Origin of the sequence: Alteromonas sp. AO-Serp (genome assembly GCF_017849675.1) — a bacterium.
GTDB classification, from domain to species: domain Bacteria; phylum Pseudomonadota; class Gammaproteobacteria; order Enterobacterales; family Alteromonadaceae; genus Alteromonas; species Alteromonas macleodii.
The window spans coordinates 1-24,870 of the sequence record NZ_JAFLMX010000148.1 but is presented as its reverse complement, the minus strand read 5'-3'; the positions used below and the strand labels follow the sequence as shown (position 1 = coordinate 24,870).

The following is a 24,870-nucleotide window of genomic DNA, read 5'->3' as shown; positions in this document are numbered from 1 at the left end:
GATTTAGCCATGAAATGGATGAAAGTTGCATTACCTATTGGTGTTTTATTAGTAGGCTACATAGGTATGAAAGGAATCGAAGCCTCTGCCTCCGACAATACTATCAAAGAAGAAGTTGATACTCGCCCAACGGTGACTATTGAAGCACTCACCCCAGAAGATGTTCGCGTTCAACTTACTTCCTACGGTGAGATAACTCCCCTTGAAACTACGAATCTTGCAGCGCAAGTATCGGGGGAAGTTGAACGCTGGAACCCTAAATTTGTCAGCGGCGGTTTGGTCAGACGTGGCGAAACTCTTTTTGAAATTGAGTCTGACGCTTACGAGGCGGCGTTATTGTTAGCCGAAGCTAATCTTGCAAGTGCCCAAGCACAACTTATTCAAGAACAAGCACAGGCGGATGTAGCAGCTAAAGAAGCGAAAACAATGCCTAATGCACGGGTGACTGACCTTTACCTTCGCAAACCTCAAGTGATGAGTGCGCAAGCTGGTGTAAAGTCAGCTGAAGCACAGCTTAAAATCGCCAAGCGTGATTTAGAGAACTGTAAGGTAAAAGCGCCATACGACGCACTGATTGTATCAAGAGATATCAGCACAGGTGACTATGTCACTCAAGGCTCACCTGTCGCGGTAATTAACAACATTGAGTCTGCTGAAGTAACCTTCCCTGTTGCAGGCTTTGACCGCCTATTCCTGGCAGATAACACCATTGGTAGTGAAATTGCCATCGAAGTAGATGATGTGCAAGGCGCCTCGGTCAAAGGGACCATCCACAGAGATACCGGTGTGGTAGACAGCACAACACGTATGAGTTATTTCGTAGCGCGCATTGAAGATCCCTATGCCATCAACTCATCAAAGCCCATTGTGAAATTTGGTTCATACAGCACTATTTCATTTGAAGGGAAAACCTTAAGTGACGTTTATCGCGTTCCTCAGGAATTAGTTACTAACCGTTTGCTATGGACGCTTGATGACGAAGACAGGCTTAAATCTCAAAAAGTTAAGGTTGTGCGCGAAGAGAATGGCGACTTTCTTATTCAGGGCGATTTCAATGCGAAAAAAGTGGTGATGAGTCTACCTGAATATCCTCAAAATGGTATGCCCGTTAAGGTCATTGAAACAACGACCGAAATCGTGACAGCAAAAGCAAACTAAGGAGCTGTCATGGAAAACCACAACGACACTCAAAGCGGCATTATTTCTTGGTTCGCCAGAAACTCTGTGGCAGCCAATTTACTCATGGTTTTTATTATCATCATGGGTATCGCGAGCTACTTTACTATTCAACGTCAGATGTTTCCCAACATCGAGATTAATTACATTACCGTTGAGGCCAACTACCCTGGCGCTTCACCTCAAGAAATTGAAGAAAGTATCTTCATAAAGGTTGAGGAAGCGGTAAAAGACATCACGGAAATAAAGCGTACGGTTTCACGTGCATTTCGCGGTGGCGGTGCAGTTACACTGGAAATTGACACCAAAGCCGAGCTTACGGATGTGCTTGATAAGGTAAAATTGCGTGTAGACAGTATTGCGACTTTCCCTGCAGGCATGGAGCCGGTTAATGTTTCTCAGGTAGAATTTCAGCAGCAAGTTATTGAAATGCCTATTGTTGGTGACTTGCCCCTATCGGAACTCAAAGTGCTAGCTAAAGAGGTAGAAGATGAGCTTCTACAACTTGGCTCTATCTCTTTGGTAGAAGCCAATACGCCTGATGATGAAATTGCCATTGAAATTAAGCCCGACACGCTTCGAAAGTACGGTTTGACCATTAGCGATGTTACACAGGCAATTAATAGCTATTCAGCCAATATTTCCGCAGGTCAACTTAGAACTAACTCAGGTATCGTGTCTGTACGTGTTGAAAACCAGTACTACAGCGGCTATGAGTTTAAGCAAATCCCTATTAAAATTGGCGCAGGCGGCGCTAAGGTAACCTTGGGCGATGTAGCTTATATCAACGATGGGTTCGTTGAGGGTGAGCGCTACTTTAAATACAACGGCATGAACGCTATCTACATTGCCGTGAAAGCCACTAAAACCCAAAACACCATTCCGGTGGCTGAAACCGTAAAAGCCTATATTGACCAGAAAAACGAAAGCCTTCCTCAAGGAGTGAGCTTAGAAATCTTGGTTGATATGACCTATTACCTTAACGCCCGTTTAGACATGATGCTGTCAAACTTGGTACAAGGGTCAATTCTGGTCGCGCTTATGCTCACGCTGTTTTTGCGCTTCAGACTTGCTGTGTGGGTTATGGTTGGACTACCCGTATGTTTCCTTGGCGCCATGATGCTAATGCCTTTGTTTGGTGTAAGCATAAACATCCTTTCGCTGTTCGCATTTATCATGGTACTAGGTATTGTGGTTGATGATGCAATTGTTATTGGCGAGAGTGCTTACACCGAAATTGAAAGCAAAGGTGGCGGTGTTGACAATGTAATCCGCGGTGCCAAGCGCGTAGCTACGCCCGCCACATTCGGTGTTTTAACCACTATCGCCGTGTTTGCTCCGTTTACGCTAAGCAGCGGGCCTGAAGGTGCTTTCTTCTATAATATCGCTGTGGTGGTTATTTTGTGTTTGGCATTCAGCTTGGTTGAATCCAAGCTAATTTTACCGGCGCATTTAGCTCACACCAAATTCTCTCCTGTGAAGCAAAATAGCTGGCGGGCGCGTTTTAACAAGCGCTTCTTTGCTTTCGTAAATGGGCCTTACAAACGCACCGTTGAAAGAGCTATTGAGTGGCGCTGGGCAGTGCTGATGATGTTTGTCGCACTGTTAATGTTAAGCATGGGCCTAATTGGTGCTAACTACGTCCGAATGGTTCCAAATCCTAAAGTACCTCACGACTTCCCTAGCGTAAAAATAGAAATGAACGAGAACGTCTCTGACTTGGCTACCATCAACGCGCTTAAAATTGTTGAGCAAACTATTTTAGACGTTGAAGAGCAGATCATTGATGAATTCGGCCAGGGCATGATAAGAGACCGTCTTGCCTTTAATGATGACAGAACTGAGGGTCGAATTTTAACGCCACTGGTTAATGAAGAAGACCGCCCTATCGACACATTTGAACTTGCCCGTCGCTGGCGTGAGGCCATTCCTGAAATTACCGGCATGAAGTCGTTTACCGTAGTCGACGACGTAAACGGTGATGGCGACGACGGCGAATTCGGATATTTGCTCTTTGGTCCTGATATCGACACGCTTAACGCTGCAGGTCTTAAATTTATTGAAATGCTGCAACAACAGGAAGGCTTGTTTGACGTAAGTTCAACTATTGACCCGCCCAGTAAAGAAGTACAAATGACTTTGCTTCCGGTGGCGTACGATTTGGGGCTTACCCTTTCTAACATTGCTTCTCAAGTAGGTGCAGGCTTCTACGGTGGCGAAGCCCAGCGCGTTATTCGAAACGGTGAAGAAGTGAAAGTGATGGTTCGCTACCCAGAGCTTACCCGCGAACGCTTTGCTGATTTGAAGTACTCACTGATCACCACGCCTAATGGCCAGGAAGTTATGCTGGGTGACGTAGTGGCGTTAGAAGAAAAACCGGGCATTAGTTATATTCGCCGTGAAGGTGGATACCGCAGCGTTTACATTTGGGGCAACATCGATGAGGAAAAGATTGAACCTAACGAAGTCGTTACTGAAATTCGCGAGAAACTACTTCCTCAGTTAAAAGAATCATTCCCATCGGTTATGACTGAGCTTGGTGGTGACATTGAAGAGCAGCAAGCTCAACAAAACGAGCAAATACTGTTTTTCTTGGCTGCCATGATCATGGTGTATATCCTTCTGGCTGTACCGCTTAAAAGTTATGGGCAACCTCTTATTATCATGTCGGTTATCCCATTTAGTTTTACCGGAGCAGTCTTTGGTCACTTCATATTAGGTTTAGACCTATCTATGATGTCTAACTTTGGCCTAATCGCTGCCGCAGGGGTTGTTATCAATGACTCGCTGGTTATGACTGACTTTGTAAACCAGCGCCGTGCTCAAGGCTACAGCATTAAAGAAGCAGTGACTGAGGCTGGTACAGCTCGTTTTAGAGCAATAACCCTCACCTCAATTACCACGTTTGTGGGCGTATTGCCGATCATGTTTGAGACAAGCCTTCAGGCCGCGTTTGTTGTACCTATGGCAGCAGCCTTGGGCTTTGCCGTACTCTACGCCACGCTTGTTACACTAATATTGGTACCGTGTTTGTACTTAATATTGCTTGATTTACGTGGCCCATTTACGTTTATTAAGAGCAAAATTGTGCGCAAAAAGCCTACCAATGGCACTAGCGCTACGCACACACATGTACCTCAGCCAAGTGGGCAAATTGACTAGCTTTTATTTTTGATAAAAGATACAAACATGCAGCTTTTTTAAAATGAGCCTTTATTGGCTCATTTTTTTTATTATTTTTGACGGGAAATTAGCATGAATAACACCATTTCAATTAGACCTGCAACGCCTGACGATATTTCACAAATTCGCCAGTTCGTACTTGAGTTGGCTATTTATGAAAAAGCAGAACACGAAGTAGAAGCTTCTGAAGAAGCGCTACTGAAAACGTTATTTGGAGAAGGCGCGACAGCGCATTGTGTGATGTGTGAAAGCGATAATGCCCCCATTGGTTTCGCTGTGTATTTCTTTAATTACTCAACGTGGCAAGGTCGAAATGGCCTTTACCTTGAAGATTTGTACGTGTCACCAAAATCACGTGGTATGGGTGCTGGGAAAGCGTTATTGCAACACTTAGCTAAAACTGCGGTAGAAAACGACTGCGGGCGTTTCGAATGGAGCGTTTTAGACTGGAACAAGCCAGCTATCGATTTTTACGAGTCACTTGGCGCTAAACCAAAGAGTGAATGGTTAGGCTATCGTATGGATGGACAGACACTTATCGACTTCGCAAAACAGGCTTAACGCGGACTTGCTGACTTAGTCAGTATGAAGGTAAAACAGCGTTATCTGCAGATACGCCAATAAAACCAACGCCGCTTGGAACAACTTTTTCGCAAAATAAAAAAGCCATTCGCTTTCGCGAATGGCTTTTAAACAATATTTTAAAACTGACGGTTAGTTTAGAAAGAACCAATCAGTGATAGACGCGCATTAATTGGCGCACCTACTGTTACCTGATACGTAGATTGTGCATTCGGGAAGTAAAGCGTATCAGTCAAGTTTTCAACGTTTAACTGAAGGCGCATTTTGTCGCTAAGCGTGTAGTAAGCAGACGCATCAACACGGGTATAGCTTGGCAGTACAGGTGACGTAGCACTTGTCGATACTTTACTTTCGTCCTGATATGTAGCACCAATGCCGAAGCCAAATACTTCATTCACTTCGTAGGTTGTCCATACTGACATGGTGTTTTCAGGTAGCTCACGAAGCTCCACACCACTTGCATTTTCGCCATCAAGGTTGCTGTAGTTCGCAGTAATATACCACTTGTCTGTGATATAACCTTGCAGCTGTAGCTCAAAACCAGATACATCTGAGTCAACTTCAACAAAGCTTTCAGGGTCATTCGGGTCGTTATCCAATGACGTCTGCTCGTTCTCAAAGATAGCTGCTGTAAAGCTCATGCTGTCGTTGAAGTCCCACTTAATACCAATTTCTTGGTTAGTGAACGTGTCTGGATCTAGCGCGTTTGCGTCGCCATTAATATTCGCATATTGCTCGCCGCTGCGTGGCAAGAATGACTCACTGTAGCTAGCGTATATAGAGATATTTTTCTGTGGCTTATACACTAGGCCAGCACGCGGTGACACTTCTTCGTCTTTTCTGCTGCGTGTCTCTAAAACTTCAGGGTCCGCGTTGAATACTTCAATATCGAAGCTGTCAAAACGTGCACCTAGTACAAGGTCGAAGTTGTCTGATAGTGCAATTTCATCTTGAACATAGAAAGAGTATACATCTAAGTCTACATGCGTATCGTCGTTCAAGTCAGAGAAGTCTGCTGTAACTGTTACGCCTTCAGCATTTGTACCAGTTAAACCACGGAAGCTTAACGGACGTGAAATATTAAACGTTTCTCTATCACCGTCAGTGGAATCAAACACAGGGTTGTAACGATCTTGGTTTGACTTGGTATTAATAACCTCACCACCGAAGATAACCGTGTGCCCAATGCTTCCCGTTTCAAATTCGCCAACTAGGTTAGAAGACAAGATCATGTTTTCACGCTGCGTAGTATCAACGTACCCGTCTAGCGTTACTTGCTCAGTCTCAGCGTTATAACCTGCCGCATAAAAGTTCGAGTAAACTTTGTCATAGTCACCGTAAAAAGCGTTGAAGTTACCTTTCAGGTTATCTGAGAAAGTGTGCTCAACGTTTGCACGGAACACGTCAGCGCCCAATGTTTGGTAGTTGTTATCTGGATCGCCAAACACGATTTCTTCAAACGCTTCTACTGGTTCACCGTTGGCAGTTGGTACACCGCGGTCAATAAAGCGCTCGTGGTCAATATATTCATATGACACATCAACAATTGTGTCATCGCTTAACTCAAAGCGTGCAGTTGGGTTGAAGCCGTAACGGTCTCCGTAAAAGAAGTCCCGATGATTGTCTAAGCTTTCGTACATGGCGTTAATACGCAATGCCGACTTATCGCCCGTATCAACGTTTGTGTCTAATTGTAAATTGTAAGCGCCAAAAGTATTTGCCGAAACGTTGTAATTTACAAATGTCTCGCTAGTTTTCGCTTTCTTAGATACACGATTTAAGATACCACCTGTACCACCGCGACCGAATAGCAACGCATTTGGACCACGAAGAATTTCTACCTGCTCAACATTGTATAGTGCACGGTAGTACTGAACGTCATCACGGTTACCGTCTAAGTAGAAATCTGCAGAAGAGCGCACACCACGGAATACTACCGAGTCGCGGTGACCTTCACCTTGCGATGTATTAACACCTGGCGTGTAATCAATGATTTGACCAACGCTAGTAATACCGCGAGCGGTAATTTCTTCAGCCGTCATGATCGACAAGCTCTGTGGCACATCGATAATAGGTGTAGGGCTTTTAATTGAGTTAGACTGGTTAACTGAAAGGTACTTACCTTCTACGGTCAGTCTCTCAATATCTTCCATGTCAGCGGCAAACGCAGCTGGGCTTAGAATTATCGCAGTAGCAATACTCGTAAGTTTAAATTTCAAAATTGCTCTCCAAGTGTTCTGTAAGTCTTGTGTGTTTACTTTCAAAAATTTCTTAACCCCTATTATCAAAACGCGGGTTCGTGCCGCACTTTGCAATTGCAAATAATAATAGTTGTTATTTTTGGTCGGGATATTATAAAAATTTTGACTAAATGACGAGAGCTAAAGCGATAAAATTTAAAAAATCTTTGTAATTTATCTTAATTAATTAGATAGATGAGACTCAAATCGCGCCAAAATAGACTAAAGAATAAGCAGGTGAATATATTTCGTACGATTGTAGAGGCGCATATTGCAGGTGTCGGAGGACGAGCGACAGGGAGAACAAACAGCTAAGTGAAAAGGTATTTACTGGCTACATCATCTGAAGTGTAGTCCGTTTGGATCAAGAGGGATCTGTGAAGTTAGCGCGAAGACGGATAAGCGGAAAAAATGTTTGGGAAGTAAAAGTTCAATGGCCCTTCAATACTGAAAGAGCCTTGAACAAACTCATCGATATAGCCTGCCAACTACACAACAGCATAGCGGCTTAAAATCAAAGCCACTGTGTGTTTTGCTAAGCTCTTCTTATCGTTATCGCTGAGGGAATCTTCAATTTTGAACAGCTGAGGCCAAAAGCACTGCCCTTTTACTAAGCTATCAATTTCATCGACAACCCGATCCAAGTCGTCAAACGCGAGTTTATTGTCGGCTTTGGCATCCTTTAACCAGCGGTGCATAGCCGTCTCTTGGGCTTTTAATTGCGCAACTTCATCTTTTAGCTTTTCCGGCTCGTAGAAGAAGTGGCCAATCGCAACCCGAGCTAAATCGAGGTGTGATTCACTCACCATAAACTCAATGTCTTGCAAAATAAGGTCTTCTAGCTGCTCGTCTAGCGGAAGCGTAGCATCGTACTTTTTATTAATATTTAAAATAGCCGTTTGCCACTGCTGCGTAACCAAATGCATCACCAGCTCTTCTTTTGTAGAAAAGTGATTGTACACAGTGCGCTTTGACACATTTGCCAGTTCAGCCAGCTTATCCATGCTTGTGCCGTTAACGCCAAACTCTTGGAATGCCTGTGTTGCCGCCTGAATAATGGCTTCGCGTTTGATGTCGCTACGCGTACGTGTGTTGCCTACCATATGGAAATTCTCAAAATTAGTTATCCGCTACATTAACCCGATCATTTTACACCGAACAGTTTACTTTTCAATGTGACCGCACTAAAATGCACTCACCAGTTTACTTTAGGTAATGACTATCTTTGCTGCCGTTGTGCATACCATCACTACCTGGGGTTTACACATCTATACTTTAATTACCCTGACTATGGATTACATACACCTATGTCCATGATGCGATTCTCTCACATTTTATTTTTAAGCGTTTTATCGGTTTCCACTTTAAGTGCATGTTCTTCCGAAGAGCCTGCCGAGCAACAAGCAAACGTTGCACCTCGTTATGTCAAACTCGCTACGGTTAGCAACATTCCAGATTTTGACGAATTCACCTTCCCTGCCGTTGTATCGGCAGTGAAAACCGTCGATTTAAGCTTTGAAGTTTCAGGTCGCCTTATCCAGACCGACCTGGTGACAGGCAGTGATATCAATAAAGGCAAGTTACTGGCCACTATTGATCGTAAACCATTCGAAAGACGCGTGGACGAGTCTACGACACGACTTGATCAGGCCAAACGAGAGCTCGATAGAATTGAGAAAATGTTCGCTCAAAAGCTAGTTGCACAGAGCTCTCTGGATACTGCAAAAACATCTTACGAACTAGCAGTTATCGACTTAAAAAATGCAGAGCAAGATTTGAGCTACACACAGCTATATGCTCCTTTTGATGCTAAGGTATCTCAACGACTTGTTGAAAATAACAGTTTTGTTGCCGCAGGTACGCCGATTGCTCGCCTGCAAGATGTGTCTAAAATATACTTCAACATTAATGTTCCTGAGCGCTTACTTACTGCCAATATTGGCCGTGGGATAAAACAAGCCAGCGCCACATTAGCCACCAATCGCAGTCAGTGGTATCCGGTGAACTATGTAGAGCACTCTACCCAACCTGATCCTGTGTCGCAAACTTATGAAGTGGTGTTTGCTATGGAGCCTCGCGAAGAACTTCCCCTAACACCGGGCGCGCGCGCAGTGGTAAAAGTCAGCTTACAAGGTAGCCTTTATCCAGAAGGCTTTGTTGTGCCAGTAAGAGCACTCGTAGGTGACAAGGACTCAGGCTTTGCAGTGTGGGTATATAACGATGAAACAAGTTCAGTGGCCAAGCAAGCTGTAAACGTTAAGCATATTGAAAATGAGCTAGCGATTATTGAGGGTAAGAGCCAAGGCGAAATCACCCTTGGCCAGCAAGTGGTTGCTGCTGGAGCAACACAAATGCGTGCAGACATGAAAGTGCTTCCTTACCAAGGAGAGAAGTAATTTATGGATATCGCACGCTATTCAATTGATAAGCCCGTCAACATTTGGCTAATGGTAGTCATCCTGCTTTTAGGCGGCATTTTGGCTATGAGCAAAATTGGTCGCTTAGAAGACCCTGCGTTTACCATCAAACAGGTAAAGGTATACACCAACTATCCTGGAGCCAGTGCTGAAAAGGTAGAACGTGAAGTCACTGAACGCTTGGAAATTGCCATTCAGCAAATGCCGCAGTTAAAGGAAGTGACGTCAGTTTCATCGCCGGGCCTTTCAGAAATTACCGTTGAAGTTAAGAGTACTTACGACAGTAACCTCTTACCACAGATATGGGATGAGTTGAGAAAGCGACTTCGCGACACCGCAAGCTCGTTGCCAACGGGGGCACAAAACCCAGTGGTATTTGATGATTTCGGTGACGTTTACGGGCTTTATTACGCGTTAAGTGCACCTGATTTCGATACTCGGGAGCTTCGAGAATTCGCCCGAATTATTCGACGTGACTTACTTACCACTGAAGGAGTGGCAAAAGTAAACGTCACTGGCGTTCAAAAAGAACAGATAGTGGCCTATATCAACCCTTATCAACTCGCGGGCTTAGGCATTTCATTTCCTGATCTCGCCTCTCTTTTTGAAGACAACCTGCGCCCGTTCAACGGCGGCCGTATTAAAGTTGACGAAAAAAATGTGCGCCTAATTGTAGAGCGCGCGCCAGACAGACTAGAAGAAATATCTAATCTGTCAGTGGTAGTGCCTGGCACAAACCGTTCCCTTCGGGTTGCTGATATTGCCACGCTAAAGTTAGAGCCTGCCGACATACAGCCCGTTCATGTACGCTACAACGGCGAAGAAGCACTTACGCTTTCAGTATCAGCGTTGACCGACGTTAACATTGTTGATGTGGGCGAGCGTGTTAACGCAAAAGTAGAAAAGCTGCTTCAAGAACTGCCTGTCGGTATTACGCTTACGCCTATTTACGATCAGGCCTCAGTCGTCGACGAATCGGTTACTGGCTTTATAAATAACCTCGTTATGTCGGTGGCGGTTGTTACCTTAACGCTATGTTTGTTCATGGGATGGCGCTCAGGCGTGGTAGTTGGCTCTGTGCTTCTTGTCACCGTACTAGGTACTATTCTAATCATGTGGCTTATGGATATTCAGCTTCAAAGGATATCACTTGGTGCCATGGTTATCGCCATGGGTATGCTGGTAGATAACGCTATCGTAGTTGCTGAGGGGATGATGCTGCGCATGGCCACCGGCTCTACAGCCAAAGAATCAGCCAGCTTTATTGTTAAGCGAACGCAGTGGCCCTTACTTGGCGCAACCGTTATCGGTATTGCGGCTTTTTCAGGCATAGGTCTTTCAAACGATGCTACAGGCGAGTTTCTTTATTCATTGTTTGCCGTAGTGTTGGTTTCCCTCATGATAAGTTGGGTATTAGCGGTAACCTTGGTGCCCGTGCTTGGCGCATATTTTTACCGCAAAGGTATTGGGCAAACCACAGGTAACGAACTCTCTGCATCGCAACGCTGGTTTAAGCGTGCACTTTTAGGCGCACTTAAGCTTCGTTGGGTAACCATTAGTGCACTGTTTGTTATTACTATCGTGGCTTATGGAAGTTTTGGCATGGTAAAACAAGGCTTCTTCCCTCCGTCAAACGCGCCGCTGTTCTTTGTGCATTATTGGGGCCCGCAAGATAGAGATATACGTGCCACTGAAGTCATTGCAAAAGAAGCTGAAGCTCGTATTTTGGGAATGGAAAACGTCACGGCTGTAACCACCTTTATAGGGCAAGGCGCCGATCGTTTCACCCTCACTTATGCGCCTAAAAGTGCTAACGAAAACTATGCCTTTTTCATGGTTCGTGCGAATGAACTTGATAATATTCCGGCTATTCAAAGCGCGCTTGCGAGTAAGCTTACCGACCTGGACTTCGACGCTAGCTTTTATATGGAGCGCATGCAGTTTGGCCCCGGCTCTGGTGCAAAACTTGAGGCCCGTTTTTCAGGCCCAGATACTGAAATACTTCGCGAACTGGCGGATGAAGCCAAAGCACTGCTTTTTGCTGACGGACAAGTGAAAGACGTTCGACATAACTGGCGTGAAAAAGGCTTTGCCATTAATACGCAGTTTGACAACTACAACGCAGGGATTGCTGGCGTTTCGCATAGTGACTTTAGCCAGACCATACAGTATGCAAGTAGCGGCGTTCAGCTAGGTACGGTGCAAGACGGTGATTATGCTTACAACATTATTGCAAAGATGGGTAAGGCTGAAGATACCGAGCTTCAATCAATACGTGAATCACAAGTATGGTCTACGCAACAGCGCCAATATGTGCCTTTCACACAGGTATCTCAGGGCTTGGAGTTAATGACCGAAGAAATGCGTATTCACCGTCGCGACCGCGTTCGCACCATTACGGTAGAAGCTGAGCCGGGTGACGATGAAACTGCGGCCAAAGCGTTAGCGAGAATCCGCCCACTTATTGAAGACATAGAACTTCCAGCTGGATATTCATTAGAATGGGGTGGCGAATTTGAAAGCTCTAGCGATGCACAAAAAGCGCTGGGCGCTGGCTTGCCTGCTGGCTTCCTAGTCATGTTTATTATCTCAGTGTTGCTATTCGGTCATGCTCGTCAGCCGCTGATTATCTGGCTTGTAGTACCTATGGCTATTGTTGGTGTAGTCTCTGGTCTATTAGGTACCGATATGCCGTTTGGCTTTATGTCGCTACTCGGCTTCTTAAGCTTGTTTGGCATGCTTATTAAGAACGCTATTGTACTTATTGAAGAAATTGACCTTCAGATAGAAGAAGGCTTAGCCATTCGCCAAGCGATTGTTGACGCTACGATCAGCCGTGTACGCCCTGTTTCACTGGCGGCGGTAACGACCATTTTAGGTATGGCGCCGCTGCTGTTCGACGCCTTCTTTGCCGATATGGCAGTGACCATTATGGGTGGCCTGGCCTTTGCGACGGTACTTACACTTATCGCTGTGCCCGTACTCTACAGTTTGCTGTTTAAAGTCAGCTACCGCAAAAGCTAACGCTTTAAAACTAACGGTCTCTTTACCGCAATTTATAAACGCAGGTAGAGAGACCACTCCCCTTTCAAGCGGTGTTCACTATTAATAACATACGAGTACCGACCTAACGCTTTGCCTCTACCCTACTTTGCATAAACTTCATCACATCGCGCCACGACACCATTCCTACTGGATGCCTTTTCGTGTCGATAATAGGAATGCAGGAAATTTTATGGGTATTAAAAAGCTCAATAGCCGAATAAACAGAGTCACTTGGGTTAAGTGTAATGACTTCACGAGTCATGATTTGGTGCGCTTTTTTATCCAATGTAGCGCGATCAAGCTTTCGTTCGCTTAGGGTATCTACAAAAGGACTAATCGATTTCATCAAGTCTCTGTCAGATATAATCCCCTGCAGCTTATTGTCATGCACCACGACCAAATGATGAAACCCCGTAGCAGCAAAGAGCTCGCGCAATGACTGTAAACTGTCATCCATGTGCACGCTAACCACCCGCGTAGACATAATTTTAGCAATGCTCATTAATACTCCTCGTTAATTCCAGCGCTTGGGCTTTAATTTAGTTATAGCAAGCACAAGACAATTTGTACTCAACATGGGTTTAAACATAGCGACACCTAATTAGGCGTTCACATGTTACGTGTACGGATTTTCTCCCATTGATACGGCCACACAGAACAAGCGTAAATCCAGCTCTAGTTGATGATAATCTGGCTCCATATAGCAGCAAAGTTTATAGAAGGCTTTATTGTGGTCTTTTTCTTTAAAGTGCGCCAGTTCATGTACTACAAGGGCTTTTAACAAGGCCTCTGGGGCATAGAGTAAATCGTTATTAATGGCCAAGTCGTGTTTGCGCGTTTTACCCTGCATACGGTAAGTATGCGTACCTAGCGCGTTAGTTATCATATCACCTTGCTTTTTAAACGCGGCGCGCCCAAACGGTGGCGCATTTTTTAAGTATCGCTTTTTTAATTCCGTCGCGTACTGATACAGCAATTTATCGGTGGTTATATCATGGGCCTCTGGGTATTTTTTTAGTAAATAACGCTGTAGCCGATTGCTGGAAATGAGCTGTAAGGCTTGCTCCACAATAGTTGAAGGGTAGCCGTTAAAATACCGAGCATATTCATTCACGTTTTTTCTCCTTTACGTCAGGAATTATAAAGCAAATTGGAGCCGTAGACAGTGAAAGCCGCTTACAAACATTTCTGTTGAAAATAAAAAAACAGCAGTAACAATAAGTCATATTAGGAATCCCCCCTACAGTAACGACAAGCTAAATGATATGCTGGTCAAACAACGCTCGAAGATACCACTCGCATTTATCAAGCGCTCGGTTAAAAAAATAAAAAAGCTGACTTTTCATACGTTTTCCTGTTTCTTTACTATTCTTACTGTAACCAGCAGCTCGAAAGTATGATTTTTAGGTGTTAGCAAAGACAAGCTTGAATTTGGATACGCATTGATGATTAAAAAGTCCTTCTCAGTTATCGCTATGGTGATGAGCTTCCTCATTGTTAATAGTGCGTTTGCTGAAAAAGAGAATGTAAAGGTTAGTGGTTTTGGCACCGTTGCAACAGCAACTTCCGATTCTGACAGGTATCAGTTTCGTTCAGACCGGTCTCAAGCTGAATCGGCGAAAAAAGGCGGCCTTGCATTCAAGCCTTTGAGTTTAGTTGGCGTACAGCTTGATTACAGCGTTTCTGATAACTTAGACTTTGTGGGTCAATTCGTTTATCGAGAGCAAGATGAGCAAAACCTGGATTCGATAACCCAGATGGCTTTTCTAAGATACGATATAACCCCATCGTGGCAAGTAAGAGCAGGAAGACTTGCGGCCGATATTTTTCACTTCAGTGATACCAGAGACGTGTCGATAGCCTATCCTTGGGTGAAAGTCCCCACCGAGGTTTACGGTATTGTTCCCGCAAGAAGCTTTGATGGAGGAGACATTAGCTACACTAAGCCTTACGACAACTTTAATTTATTGATTAAAGGCTTTTGGGGAAGCGGAGAGAGTGACTTTTCTAGTGACGATTACAACCCGATTACGTTTAATAACTTACGTTCAATTGGTGTTGAATTTGTCTCATTCAACTGGAGCCTTGCTCTTAAACACACCCAAACCGAAGCGGACAATGACGACGAAGATTTAGCAGTTGTCGCTGCTTCCGTTGCGCAGCTACAGCCATTTTGGAGCGGCGCCATAGACTTTGCTAAAGAAGTAAGCCTTAAAGATACAACCATTCACTATACGTCCGTTTACTTCAACCGTTATTTTGATGCGTGGGAGCTTTCTGGCGAGCTATCATATATCGATTCAAATTCAATTGCGTTGAGACCCTCTTTTAATGGCTTCCTCAACCTCAGCTATCTTTATGGTGCGCATACATTCTACGGTTTATACTCATTTGCAAAAACAGACACATACTTTCTTAGCCAAGAGCAACCTGGCTTCCCAATAAACGAGAGCACTGCTCAACTAGCCGTTTTTGTAGAAGAAGTAGCGAGTAGCTTGGCACATCATCAACAAACACTTTCTCTCGGATGGCGTTGGGATTTGCAAGAAAACCTAGCCTTTAAAGTGCAGTTTGAGCGAACTGATGTTGAAGCTAGAGGAACTGGCCTACGCGCCAGAGATGGTCTTGTTGTAGATGATGAAGATGGGGTTGTTCACACTCTCTTTGTTGCGTTAAGTTTCAGCTTTTAGGGGGAGGAGATGACTTTTTATAAACACTTCTCACCCCTACTGGCTGTCGTGCTTGCCTTGTATAGCTTTTCCTCTGTAGCGCAATCACAAGAGAAAATCGTTGTTGTTACTAACTTAAACAATGATGTGCAGGTTTTAGATAAGAAAGGGATTATAGATCTCTTCATGGGCAAGTACTCGGCTTTCCCTAACGGTAGGCAGGCAACGCCCATCGATATAGAGCTTAATGACGAGCTAAAAGGTCAATTTTATAAATCGCTGGTGGGCCTTCCCCTTGCTCGCGTTAATGCGTATTGGTCTAGACTGAAGTTTTCTGGACGTGTTAAACCACCTGCGATAGAACAAACTATGGAAGATGTTAAACAACGGCTAGAAGACGATGAGTCAGCCTTAGCCTATGTATATGAGTCGTACGTCACCGACAAAATGAAGGTAGTGTACCGCTTTGATTAACATCCACGGCTTAGGGTTTCGTTTTTCACTCATATTAGTAGCTGCTGCTATGCTGGTAGTACTTACGACCGCCGAATTTTTTTATCGCGCTACGTATGAACACGAAATTAGTGAAGCGAACAACGATATTCAAGAACTTTACCAAACCGTTGCCGCAACGGCGTCTATCGCTGCTTTTTTAGAAGATGAAGATCTGGCAAAAGAGGCGATCAACGGCTTGGTTAAAAGTGAAAAAATACTCGCTGCGTCTATAAAAAGCGATGCAATGTATTATCAATTCAACGTGAACGATGCCATCAGCAAAGACGTCAAGCCTCGGGTATTTTTGGTGAGGCACCCATTCATTCCTGAAGACACCTTGGCTGAGGTCAATGTTTACCCTAACTTTGCCCACATTATTGAACAGGCGAAAAAAATAAGTACTGACAATAATTATTCATTGTATGTTGAAGCAGTGGTTGTCGGCATTGTTGCGTTGATAATTACCTACTACATCATAATCTCTCCTATGCTTCGCGTGGGTCGTTCACTGCATAAGATTACTCCAGGCACAAAAGAAAGAATTGAAATGCCGGAGTATCACTCCCGAAGTGAAATAGGCGAGCTGGTGCAGGACACCAATCAACTGTTAAACAAAGTCGAAGAGCAATTCACTCAAGAGCGTCAACTTAGGGAAGAAATCGAATTTCTGGAAAAGCGTTTCAGAATGCTTTTTGAAAACGCAAAGTCTGCCACTGTGTTAATGGCGGAAAATGGAATTATCGAGCTTAGAAATAAGGCCTTCAACGACTTGGTAGAAAAGATTGGCCTAGAGATAAAGCAAGGTTATGGCGAGCTACTTGAGGAGCTATTTGAAGCGCCTACTGCAATGAAAACTTCGCTTTCGGAGGCATTTGCACGCAATGAGTTTGCAACAGGTGAATATAAACTAAAATCAGAGAAAACTGACGACGCCACATGGGTTCAACTAATCGCAAGCCCTTTAGTCACTGATGATGGCGAACGCTACTATCAGCTGACGCTGAATGATATTTCTAGTCGAAAACACGAACTCCAGAAACTGGCCTTACAGGCAGACTTCGATGCACTCACAGGTATTTATAATCGCAATGGCGGTGAAAAGCTGATTGCGAAGTTAATGAGAAAAGACCACCACTTCGCTCTCGCGTTAATTGACCTGAACGGCTTCAAAGCGGTGAACGATATTTTCGGTCATGATGCGGGCGACGAAGTACTCATCTTTGTGGCTGAACAGTTACAGGAAAAAATTCGCAAAAACGATGTAGCGATACGTTGGGGCGGCGATGAGTTTGTATTATTACTTCAAGCTGAAGACGAAGTTTCCGTAAAACGCGCCATAGAAAAAGTGAATGACGGGGTGAAGCAACCTTTCTACTTTAACGGCGACCCAGAGCCAACCTTTATTTCAATGAGTGTCGGCGTTTCCTTTTTCCCTGCCATGAGCGATGACATGAATACGTTAATAAAACTGGCTGACATTGCCATGTACAAAGCGAAACAAGGTCTCAGCGCCCAATGACTATCTCTTCTTTGCTGACTCAGCATCACGTAATGGCAGCCAATAAATGTTGAAGAAAAAAAGCCGAGCAAAAATAGCTCGGCTTCTACGTGAAAGTTATCTACCTGTTCTCCCAAGGTGCAAACTTCAGTCAAAATACTTTTACGATGACGAAGGTATACACAAAAACTAGGATATTAAGCACTACTCCCCAATGGTTTTGCCTAGCATGCGCTTCAATGTGCCATCTTTATCAACGAAATGATGCTTAAGAGCGCCAGCAATGTGTAGCAAGAGTGCGACAATAACGGTATAACCAAGATAGAAGTGTATAGCGCCACCTGCTTTGGAAAGCTCATAATTTATCGGTAGCGTTTTCTCAGGATCTTCAACACTATAATTTGGCGCGAAAACCTCCAGACCAAAAACTGACAGCCCGTGCCCACCCAATACCGACGCCATCAAGCCTGAAATTGGCATTAAGAGCGTGGCGATAATTAACACCCAGTGCACAACTGACGCTAATTTATGCTCTATTGGCTTATAGTTAGCAGCAGCGCTAGGCCAACCATTTTTCATGCGCCATACCACACGTGCTAGTGCGACAAAGAGTACAAGAAAACCAATCGCTTTGTGCCAGGGGTATAGTGCATACACACCGTTTTCCGACATGTAAATCCCAGTGGCAAGCAAGCCAATAATGGTTAATCCAACCAACCAGTGCAAAAATACCGTAGTGGTAGCAAATTTGTTATGACTATCGTACTGCATGCGTTCCTCACTTTTATTTTCATATTAAGAACTACGTTTTCCTTAAAGCGTATCTCAATATTGTATATCTCCTCACACATTGTGAGGGATTAATTCTATTTATAAAGCAATTTTTAGACCGTAAGCAGTGCATAGACACAATGAGGGGTTAATACAGGTTCACTCTCTACCCTGCGATTTGATTGCTCCTTCAAGTGTTTTATTTAAATTTTTTGCCATGAACTAGCCGTTTCTAAAATGCTTATATCAGCGATAGATTATTTATAAAAACCATCTAGCCAGCGGGATAAATAACACTTAGACTGCAAAGACAAAAATAAAAACGACAGGTATTGCGCCAGCACAATAAAGCAGCGGCGTTCGACATCATTCTACGTTCAATTGATAGACACGTTAATTCAAAAGTACATGTGTTAGCGTTGAGCAAAAGGCGTAGGTGGTGAAGTACTTTTCATTTTAGTAACAAGGGTTCTCAATTTAATGTCACAACAAAAAGTAGGTTTAGTGGGCTGGCGCGGTATGGTTGGCTCAGTATTAATGCAGCGCATGCAAGAAGAGCAAGATTTCGCGCACATTGAGCCCACCTTTTTCACTACCTCGCAAAAAGGTAGTGCAGCACCAGATTTTGCTGGAAAGGATGCTGGTGTTCTAGAAGATGCGCACGATATCGAAGCGCTATCTAAACAGGATATCATTATTACCTGTCAGGGCGGCGACTACACAAAAGCCGTGTACAACGATTTAAGAGCCACTGGCTGGAACGGTTATTGGATTGATGCTGCGTCAGCGCTTCGTATGAAAGACGATGCCGTAATTATTCTAGATCCAGTAAACCGTAAAGAAATTGATAGTGGCATTGAAAAAGGCATTCGTACCTACGTAGGTGGAAACTGCACGGTTTCCCTTATGCTTCTGGCACTCGGTGGCCTGTTTGAGAAAGACTTGGTTGAATGGGCTTCGCCAATGACCTATCAAGCCGCTTCAGGTTCAGGTGCACAGCACATGCGTGAGCTAATTAATCAAATGGGTGCAATTCACAGTAATGTGAAAGCTAAAGTTGAAGATCCTGCTACCGCGATTTTAGAAATTGACCAGCAAGTGTCTGAGTTTATTCGAAGCGCAGACTACCCTAGTGAACAGTTCGGTGTTCCGCTTGCGGGTAGCTTAATTCCGTACATCGATTCGCAACTACCTTCAGGTCAAAGCCGCGAAGAGTGGAAAGCCCAAGCGGAAGCCAACAAGATTTTAGGCATTAAAGGCAGTGAAGTGCCGATAGACGGTATTTGTGTACGTGTTGGCGCCATGCGCTGTCATAGCCAGGCTATCACACTTAAGCTAAAGAAAGACTTGCCTCTAGCCGAAATTGAAACAATCTTGGCTAACCACAACGACTGGGTAAAAGTGATTCCTAACGATCGCGACGCGACGATGCAAGAACTTACGCCAGCGAAAGTGACCGGTACACTGTCTATTCCCGTAGGCCGTATTCGCAAGCTTAACATGGGTCCTGAATATATCTCGGCATTTACTGTCGGCGATCAGCTATTGTGGGGTGCCGCAGAGCCGCTTCGCAGAATGCTGCGCATTGTGCTTGAGCAAAAGTAACGTCAAGCTTATAGCTAATTAATCTGAATTTAGAGCGCCTTGCTGTGTCATTACACGCAAGGCGTTTTTTATCAGACTATAAAAGCCAGAATCACTAGACTTCGTTGACACGATAGCGCTATTTTGCCGACTCAGACCAAACAGCAAGCTCATTACCACCTGGCTCGACAAAATGAAAGCGACAGCCCCCCGGGAAGTCAAACAACGGTTTAGTAATTGCTCCACCTGCTTTTTCTACACATTCTTGCGATTCAGAAATGTTATTGGAATACAGCACCAATAAAGGCGCACCACTTTCTGCCTTCATCACACGTTGTGCAGAAAAAATCCCTCCGTCCATGCCAGCATTGCTAAACGCACTGTATTCACTGCCATAATCGGTAAAACACCAGCCAAACGCACTTTCAAAAAACGCTTTTGAGCGGCGAATATCTAGAGATGCAAATTCTACATAGTTGAGTTTGGTGCTTTCTTGCATGTCACTCTCCTCTTTTTAAAAAATGATGAGCTCATACTATCACCAACTTTAGACTTATCGATTAAATTCTAAACGTGCTTAATCGTTTAACATAAGACAAATAGCATTTATTCGGGTCACTTAGTTTGCAGCATTTTATTAGTTTGGCTTTATTGCTTGCCCTAACTTGGAGTATGGGAACGGTTAGTGCTCATGCATCTATCTCAGACAAGGTCAGCGAAATTAAAGTGGACGTTGAAACCTTAGTGCCTATGCCTATAGGGGCAGCAATAAAAAAGCTTGAAGCTTGGTTGTTATCTGACACATTAACGCAAGATGAAAAAAGAAAAGTGGGCGCGCTTTATGTTCAGTACCAACTCTCGATACACCAACGCCCTTCCGAAAAAATCTTAAATTCGCTGATTGCGTTGCAAGACAACTCGAGTGAAGGGCTTACAATCGCTACTGGTGTAGCAAGAATGTATGGTATTTCAGCAGACTACGACAAAGCCTACGAGCACTTTAACCGCGTTGTTGCAACGCCTGATATTCCACCAAGCGTAAAGGCATACGCGCTTATTTACCAGGTATTAACTTACAGCGAGGGGCAGGTTTTTGCGCCTAACGCTGAGCTTATCAACACGGTAAACGATATACTAACCAAACATACGCTTACCAAGCTTCGACCGTTGTACTATGCAATTGTGGCAGACTACTATCAATCAGTCAGCGCTTATGACATTGCGCTGTCTTACTATGAGAAGTCGCTTGATGGCGCCAAAGTTGAAAACCAGCGAATTTTGGTCAGTGACAATCTATACGCCATTGGTATTCTGTATAGAAATCTAGGAAACTATAGCAAGGCCATCGACTACTTTGAGCGCGCCATAGAATTCGATTCACAAATTGATATTAACTATTCTGAGTTTCTTGCCACTTACGGTATCGCTACAACCTATTATCGTTCAGGTAACCTCCAGAAAGCACTGACACTGTCTGATATCGTTCTTGCTCATCCTCTCTCATCTTCTTTTTACAATAGCGAAATTTACCGTTTAAAAGCGGAAGCTCACCTTAGTTTAGGAGAACTGGATAAGGCGACAAACGCGCTCAATAAAGCACGTGTACTCTACGATGAAAACCGCGAAGCCGAGCAAACGACTTGGCGCGCACAGCTGGACAAAACAGAAGCCTACATTACTGCTGCGAAAGGTGATCACGCGCTGGCATTCAAACAATTTGAGGTTTTCCATGAAGCCTATTTGAATGCAAAGAAATATGAAGACTTAGAGCTAATAAAAAGCGCCAACTTAATTGATCAGATAACCCAAGAGAAAGACAGAGCAAATCAACTTGAGAATGAGAATAAAGCATTCGAGGAAGCGCTTTTGTTGAAAACAGAGGCTCAGCGCACCCAATCACTTTTTTCCACGTTGCTCGTCATACTTACCACACTCACCCTAGTAACAATTGTTATCATTCTGATTTTATTGAGTAAATCAAGACAGGCTAATGCGCTTTACTTAACGGCGAAAGAAAAAGCAGAATTAAACAATCGGTTGAAGTCTGAGTTTATTTCTAATATTAGTCACGAGATTCGCACGCCTTTAAATGCCATTATTGGTTTTGGACAATCATTAGCGAGCCGCGCAGCAGACGTGCAAGCAAAGGATCTCACCAAGAAAATCGTCAATGCATCTGAAATGCTGCTTCAACTTATTAACGACCTACTCGACTTTTCGAAGATTGAAGCGGGCAAGCTAACGTTGGCTATCAGGCCTCACGACATCAATGAAAGCCTGTGTACATTAGTCGACATATTTTCAGACCAAGCGGAACGCAAAGGATTAGTGCTCCAGCTTCATATCGACAAAAACCTTAATAACGATTTGATGTTTGACGAACTTAGATTTAAGCAAATATTGGCAAACCTAATAAGCAATGCCATCAAGTTTTCTGATAAAGGAATTATAGAAATTGGATTATCCGTATCAGAGTCGAACGATAGTCATTGTGCCCTGCACTGCTGGGTAAAAGACAACGGGATTGGTATTTCGAAAGAAAACCAAGTAAAGCTGTTTACGCCTTTTACGCAAGCTGAAAGCTCCATAGCGAGAAAGTATGGCGGCACAGGCCTAGGGCTTAACACCAGTAATAATCTGCTTAAGCTAATGGGCTCTTCACTAACGCTCGAAAGCGAATTAGAACGAGGCTCTACTTTTTCTTTTGATGTCACGTTTGCTGTTGCAGCAGATATTGATATTCCGCTATCTGAGACAACTCAGCAACACGTTACGCTAGAAGGCGCTCGTGTCCTCCTTGCAGAAGACAACGACATTAATGTTGAAGTAATAAAAGCGCTTCTTGATGAATTCCATTTAGATTTAACACACGTATCAAACGGACAAAAGGCCATTGATGCATTGAAAGCGTGCACTTATGATTTGGTACTAATGGATATTCAAATGCCTGAAGTTGATGGGCTTAGCGCCACACGGCATATAAGAAATGTACTTAAGTTAAAAACCCCCATCATTGCCCTGACGGCTAACGCCATGCAGCAAGATATCGACAACTGTCACGCGGCAGGAATGGATGCCCATGTGGGCAAGCCCGTAGACAAGGCTCGCCTTGTTAACACACTAGGCGAGTTTCTTGCTCGCCCGGCGTGAGTAGTTAAAAACTGACGTCCCACTGCAGAGAGTAGATGGTCTCGTCCCCTACTTCAGCATCGAACTGATCCAGTGAAACCCTGCTTACCTCTGCGGTTAGTTTGTTTTCGTGGCCATTAAAAAAATAGTTGAATGCTACTGTCTTTTCAAAAAAGCGTTCGTCTTGTTCACTGTCTCGGGGCGAATAGGTCCCGAAGCGTGCAGCCATTTCAAGGGGCTCTGGCCACCAGCTGATTGATTCACTCAAAAAATAACCCGCCTGCACATAATAGCCGCGCAGCGTAGTTTCTCTATCGTTGTCCGCTAAATCCACAATATCTTTTTCATGATATTCCGCTTGAGCATTAAACCCTTTATAAAAATAGGCACCATCAATCACAAACTGCTGAATGTCGTACTGACCTTCGATCTCGCCCGCACTAAAGTTGGCTAAATTACCAGCGCCAGACGATGAAAAACGCGTAAACTGGCTTTTGAACTTCGCACCTGCTATTGCTAGAGCGGCTTTGGGCGTAGCTGTTCGTTTAATGTCACTGTTTTTAAACCCGACAGACTCACCTAAGAAATTCCACTGTAATCGCCCTGTATACATATTCTCGCCATCGTGATTGCTATAATCACCACGGCCTGAGCCATTGAATACTCCTACCCAGTAATTGAAATTGGCCGCGCCTGGGCCATCAAAATTACCGTACAGGGATGCCCCCATTTGCCTATCTAGCGTAAATATTCTGTTGATGATTGAACGATCCATCATTTGCTGGCCGCCACTGCTAACACTGCGCTCTCTGGAATACTCGACTTTCCACTGACCAACCTTAAACCGAAGCGCGTCATACTTTTCAAAGGATAGTGTAGCGGTCAGGGTGCGCTGATCGACAGCATCATATTCCACACCATATTTAATCCAAGGCAAACCAATGTGACCGTCTAATTTGACCCGCGCCCTGTTAACGCCAAATTGATTACCGGCGTTATGCTCAAAGTCAGCACGCTCGGTAGGCTGGCTTATACCGGGATTGGCATAGCGAAACTGAAGTCTACCGCGCACGCGTAGTGAGAAGGTATTGCTGTCGCTTTGAAATGAAAGGCCGTTGCCATTGTATTGAGAGAACGTTGCGCTAGATTCGCGCTCGGCATCAACCTCAGACGCTACAACCGCCGTATGGAAAAGCGACGCCCATAAAGCACTCAACAGAAGACAAGAAGAAAAACGATATTGAAAAAGCAAAGCACACTAAATATAACGGAAGTTTGCGCGCAGGATATATACTTTAGTATAAGAATCAAGTGCTCTGACATAAAAATGACACAAAACTGTAATATTTAACGTTGAAATACACCGTTAGATAGACCTGTCACTTTAACAGTAAAGCATTTGCTGGTAAGTGAGGACTTCCTTTCTGAGCAACTTCGTGTTGTTTGATCAGGTTAACAATATGCTTATTCACTGGCGTAGCTATGTGATTTTTTTCACCGAGCCTGACTATCTCGCCGTTCAAATAATCAATCTCCGTTCGTCGCCCCAGCGCCAAATCTTCATACATTGATGAACGTGCTTCGGGATCTATTTTAAGCGTAGATGAAGCCACCACATTGAATAAAAAATCAGGTAGCTTCATAATTTTTGGCATCAGTTTGGGAATGACCTTACCGGTTCTTGCTGGTGCAATTCCTTCCGCTTTTAGTACTGCTAACGCCTCGGACAACACCTTTGCCATAACTAACCTATATTGCCTATCTCCTAGCTGTGATTTCAGCGGTATACCCGACAGTGCATTGACCGCGTTATTCAAGTTCATAATGAGTTTGCCATACTGTACAGCTTCCATATCGTTATAGACCTTAACGGGCAACGACGCGTTGTTAAGCGCTTTTATGATGTCACTACATTGGTTATTGGGGTCTTCAAGGGCAATATTACCCTCAGTACCACAGTGAAAATGGCCGATACCTTTATAAAAAACATTGAAAGGCACCATGCCTGCAATTACGCATTGTTTTATGTGCTGGCGAGGCAGGCGTGCATTACCCACTCCGTTTTGAAGACTGACTACGAC

18 protein-coding genes are annotated in these 24,870 nt (G+C 44.1%); 10 read left to right on the top strand and 8 right to left on the bottom strand.

The window, feature by feature from the left end:
- The first annotated feature begins 9 nt into the window (after window positions 1-9).
- The 3 genes from QVA83_RS10710 (at window position 10) to QVA83_RS10700 (ending at window position 4,920) form a co-directional block, all read left to right on the top strand.
- Window positions 10-1,158 (top strand): efflux RND transporter periplasmic adaptor subunit, encoded by a 1,149-nt coding sequence (locus tag QVA83_RS10710; RefSeq protein WP_287498458.1) that lies wholly within the window; start codon window positions 10-12, stop codon window positions 1,156-1,158.
- 9 nt (window positions 1,159-1,167) lie between these two features.
- Complete coding sequence (locus QVA83_RS10705) at window positions 1,168-4,338, top strand: efflux RND transporter permease subunit (RefSeq protein ID WP_156078121.1); 3,171 nt, start codon at window positions 1,168-1,170, stop codon at window positions 4,336-4,338.
- Window positions 4,339-4,431: 93 nt separating this feature from the next.
- Window positions 4,432-4,920, top strand: a complete 489-nt coding sequence (locus tag QVA83_RS10700) for a GNAT family N-acetyltransferase (protein ID WP_156078120.1) — start codon at window positions 4,432-4,434, stop codon at window positions 4,918-4,920.
- Window positions 4,921-5,078: 158 nt separating this feature from the next.
- On the opposite strand, the gene QVA83_RS10695 is transcribed toward QVA83_RS10700, so the two are convergent.
- Both QVA83_RS10695 and QVA83_RS10690 read right to left on the bottom strand, forming a co-directional pair.
- Entirely contained in the window at window positions 5,079-7,160 is a 2,082-nt protein-coding gene (locus QVA83_RS10695; RefSeq protein WP_156078119.1) for a TonB-dependent receptor, read from the bottom strand.
- A gap of 509 nt (window positions 7,161-7,669) precedes the next feature.
- Complete coding sequence (locus tag QVA83_RS10690) at window positions 7,670-8,284, bottom strand: TetR/AcrR family transcriptional regulator (RefSeq protein WP_014976048.1); 615 nt, start codon at window positions 8,282-8,284, stop codon at window positions 7,670-7,672.
- A gap of 210 nt (window positions 8,285-8,494) precedes the next feature.
- Between QVA83_RS10690 and QVA83_RS10685 the strand changes: the two genes are divergently transcribed.
- Both QVA83_RS10685 and QVA83_RS10680 read left to right on the top strand, forming a co-directional pair.
- Window positions 8,495-9,577: an efflux RND transporter periplasmic adaptor subunit gene (locus QVA83_RS10685; RefSeq protein WP_039227323.1), complete on the top strand. Its 1,083-nt coding sequence runs from the start codon at window positions 8,495-8,497 to the stop codon at window positions 9,575-9,577.
- Between the two features lie 3 nt (window positions 9,578-9,580).
- The gene (locus QVA83_RS10680; protein ID WP_156078118.1) at window positions 9,581-12,622 is read left to right on the top strand and encodes an efflux RND transporter permease subunit; all 3,042 of its coding nucleotides are present in this window, start codon (window positions 9,581-9,583) and stop codon (window positions 12,620-12,622) included.
- A 103-nt stretch (window positions 12,623-12,725) separates the two neighbouring features.
- Here QVA83_RS10680 and QVA83_RS10675 read toward each other — a convergent pair whose 3' ends face one another.
- Together QVA83_RS10675 and QVA83_RS10670 are read right to left on the bottom strand one after the other, a co-directional pair.
- The gene (locus QVA83_RS10675; protein WP_014948884.1) at window positions 12,726-13,145 is read right to left on the bottom strand and encodes a CBS domain-containing protein; all 420 of its coding nucleotides are present in this window, start codon (window positions 13,143-13,145) and stop codon (window positions 12,726-12,728) included.
- Between the two features lie 114 nt (window positions 13,146-13,259).
- On the bottom strand, window positions 13,260-13,757 hold the full coding sequence (locus tag QVA83_RS10670) for a M48 metallopeptidase family protein (protein ID WP_014976045.1): 498 nt from the start codon (window positions 13,755-13,757) through the stop codon (window positions 13,260-13,262).
- 331 nt (window positions 13,758-14,088) lie between these two features.
- Here QVA83_RS10670 and QVA83_RS10665 point away from each other — a divergent pair, with 331 nt between their 5' ends.
- The 3 genes from QVA83_RS10665 to QVA83_RS10655 are packed head-to-tail and all read left to right on the top strand — an operon-like array spanning window position 14,089 to window position 17,326.
- Entirely contained in the window at window positions 14,089-15,333 is a 1,245-nt protein-coding gene (locus QVA83_RS10665; protein WP_156078117.1) for a hypothetical protein, read from the top strand.
- A gap of 9 nt (window positions 15,334-15,342) precedes the next feature.
- Window positions 15,343-15,786: a hypothetical protein gene (locus QVA83_RS10660; RefSeq protein WP_069943990.1), complete on the top strand. Its 444-nt coding sequence runs from the start codon at window positions 15,343-15,345 to the stop codon at window positions 15,784-15,786.
- Window positions 15,779-17,326: a sensor domain-containing diguanylate cyclase gene (locus tag QVA83_RS10655; RefSeq protein WP_287498457.1), complete on the top strand. Its 1,548-nt coding sequence runs from the start codon at window positions 15,779-15,781 to the stop codon at window positions 17,324-17,326. The genes QVA83_RS10660 and QVA83_RS10655 overlap by 8 nt, the downstream gene beginning before the upstream one ends.
- Window positions 17,327-17,509: 183 nt before the next feature.
- Here the strand turns inward: QVA83_RS10655 and QVA83_RS10650 are convergent, their stop codons facing one another.
- Window positions 17,510-18,076 carry a cytochrome b gene (locus tag QVA83_RS10650; RefSeq protein ID WP_014948879.1) on the bottom strand — a complete coding sequence of 189 codons (567 nt, stop codon included), beginning with the start codon at window positions 18,074-18,076 and terminating at the stop codon, window positions 17,510-17,512.
- A 480-nt stretch (window positions 18,077-18,556) separates the two neighbouring features.
- Here QVA83_RS10650 and asd point away from each other — a divergent pair, with 480 nt between their 5' ends.
- Window positions 18,557-19,681: an aspartate-semialdehyde dehydrogenase gene (gene asd, locus QVA83_RS10645; RefSeq protein ID WP_014948878.1), complete on the top strand. Its 1,125-nt coding sequence runs from the start codon at window positions 18,557-18,559 to the stop codon at window positions 19,679-19,681.
- Window positions 19,682-19,799: 118 nt separating this feature from the next.
- Here asd and QVA83_RS10640 read toward each other — a convergent pair whose 3' ends face one another.
- Complete coding sequence (locus tag QVA83_RS10640) at window positions 19,800-20,159, bottom strand: VOC family protein (protein ID WP_014948877.1); 360 nt, start codon at window positions 20,157-20,159, stop codon at window positions 19,800-19,802.
- A 125-nt stretch (window positions 20,160-20,284) separates the two neighbouring features.
- On the opposite strand from QVA83_RS10640, the gene QVA83_RS10635 reads away from it, so the two are divergent.
- Window positions 20,285-22,810: an ATP-binding protein gene (locus QVA83_RS10635; protein WP_231513054.1), complete on the top strand. Its 2,526-nt coding sequence runs from the start codon at window positions 20,285-20,287 to the stop codon at window positions 22,808-22,810.
- 4 nt (window positions 22,811-22,814) lie between these two features.
- Here QVA83_RS10635 and QVA83_RS10630 read toward each other — a convergent pair whose 3' ends face one another.
- Both QVA83_RS10630 and QVA83_RS10625 read right to left on the bottom strand, forming a co-directional pair.
- Window positions 22,815-24,005, bottom strand: a complete 1,191-nt coding sequence (locus tag QVA83_RS10630; protein ID WP_231506442.1) for an OprO/OprP family phosphate-selective porin — start codon at window positions 24,003-24,005, stop codon at window positions 22,815-22,817.
- A gap of 163 nt (window positions 24,006-24,168) precedes the next feature.
- Window positions 24,169-24,870: 2-dehydropantoate 2-reductase (locus tag QVA83_RS10625; protein ID WP_287498456.1), on the bottom strand; the 702-nt coding region annotated here is incomplete at its 5' end.

Excerpts from the sequence above, each read along its gene's own strand:
- QVA83_RS10685 (WP_039227323.1), top strand. The coding sequence starts at position 8,495 with ATGATGCGATTCTCTCACATTTTATTTTTAAGCGTTTTATCGGTTTCC.
- QVA83_RS10700 (WP_156078120.1), top strand. The coding sequence starts at position 4,432 with ATGAATAACACCATTTCAATTAGACCTGCAACGCCTGACGATATTTCA.
- QVA83_RS10640 (WP_014948877.1), bottom strand. The coding sequence starts at position 20,159 with ATGCAAGAAAGCACCAAACTCAACTATGTAGAATTTGCATCTCTAGAT.
- QVA83_RS10675 (WP_014948884.1), bottom strand. The coding sequence starts at position 13,145 with ATGAGCATTGCTAAAATTATGTCTACGCGGGTGGTTAGCGTGCACATG.
- QVA83_RS10650 (WP_014948879.1), bottom strand. The coding sequence starts at position 18,076 with ATGCAGTACGATAGTCATAACAAATTTGCTACCACTACGGTATTTTTG.
- asd (WP_014948878.1), top strand. The coding sequence starts at position 18,557 with ATGTCACAACAAAAAGTAGGTTTAGTGGGCTGGCGCGGTATGGTTGGC.
- QVA83_RS10665 (WP_156078117.1), top strand. The coding sequence starts at position 14,089 with ATGATTAAAAAGTCCTTCTCAGTTATCGCTATGGTGATGAGCTTCCTC.
- QVA83_RS10710 (WP_287498458.1), top strand. The coding sequence starts at position 10 with ATGAAATGGATGAAAGTTGCATTACCTATTGGTGTTTTATTAGTAGGC.
- QVA83_RS10705 (WP_156078121.1), top strand. The coding sequence starts at position 1,168 with ATGGAAAACCACAACGACACTCAAAGCGGCATTATTTCTTGGTTCGCC.
- QVA83_RS10680 (WP_156078118.1), top strand. The coding sequence starts at position 9,581 with ATGGATATCGCACGCTATTCAATTGATAAGCCCGTCAACATTTGGCTA.
- QVA83_RS10690 (WP_014976048.1), bottom strand. The coding sequence starts at position 8,284 with ATGGTAGGCAACACACGTACGCGTAGCGACATCAAACGCGAAGCCATT.
- QVA83_RS10660 (WP_069943990.1), top strand. The coding sequence starts at position 15,343 with ATGACTTTTTATAAACACTTCTCACCCCTACTGGCTGTCGTGCTTGCC.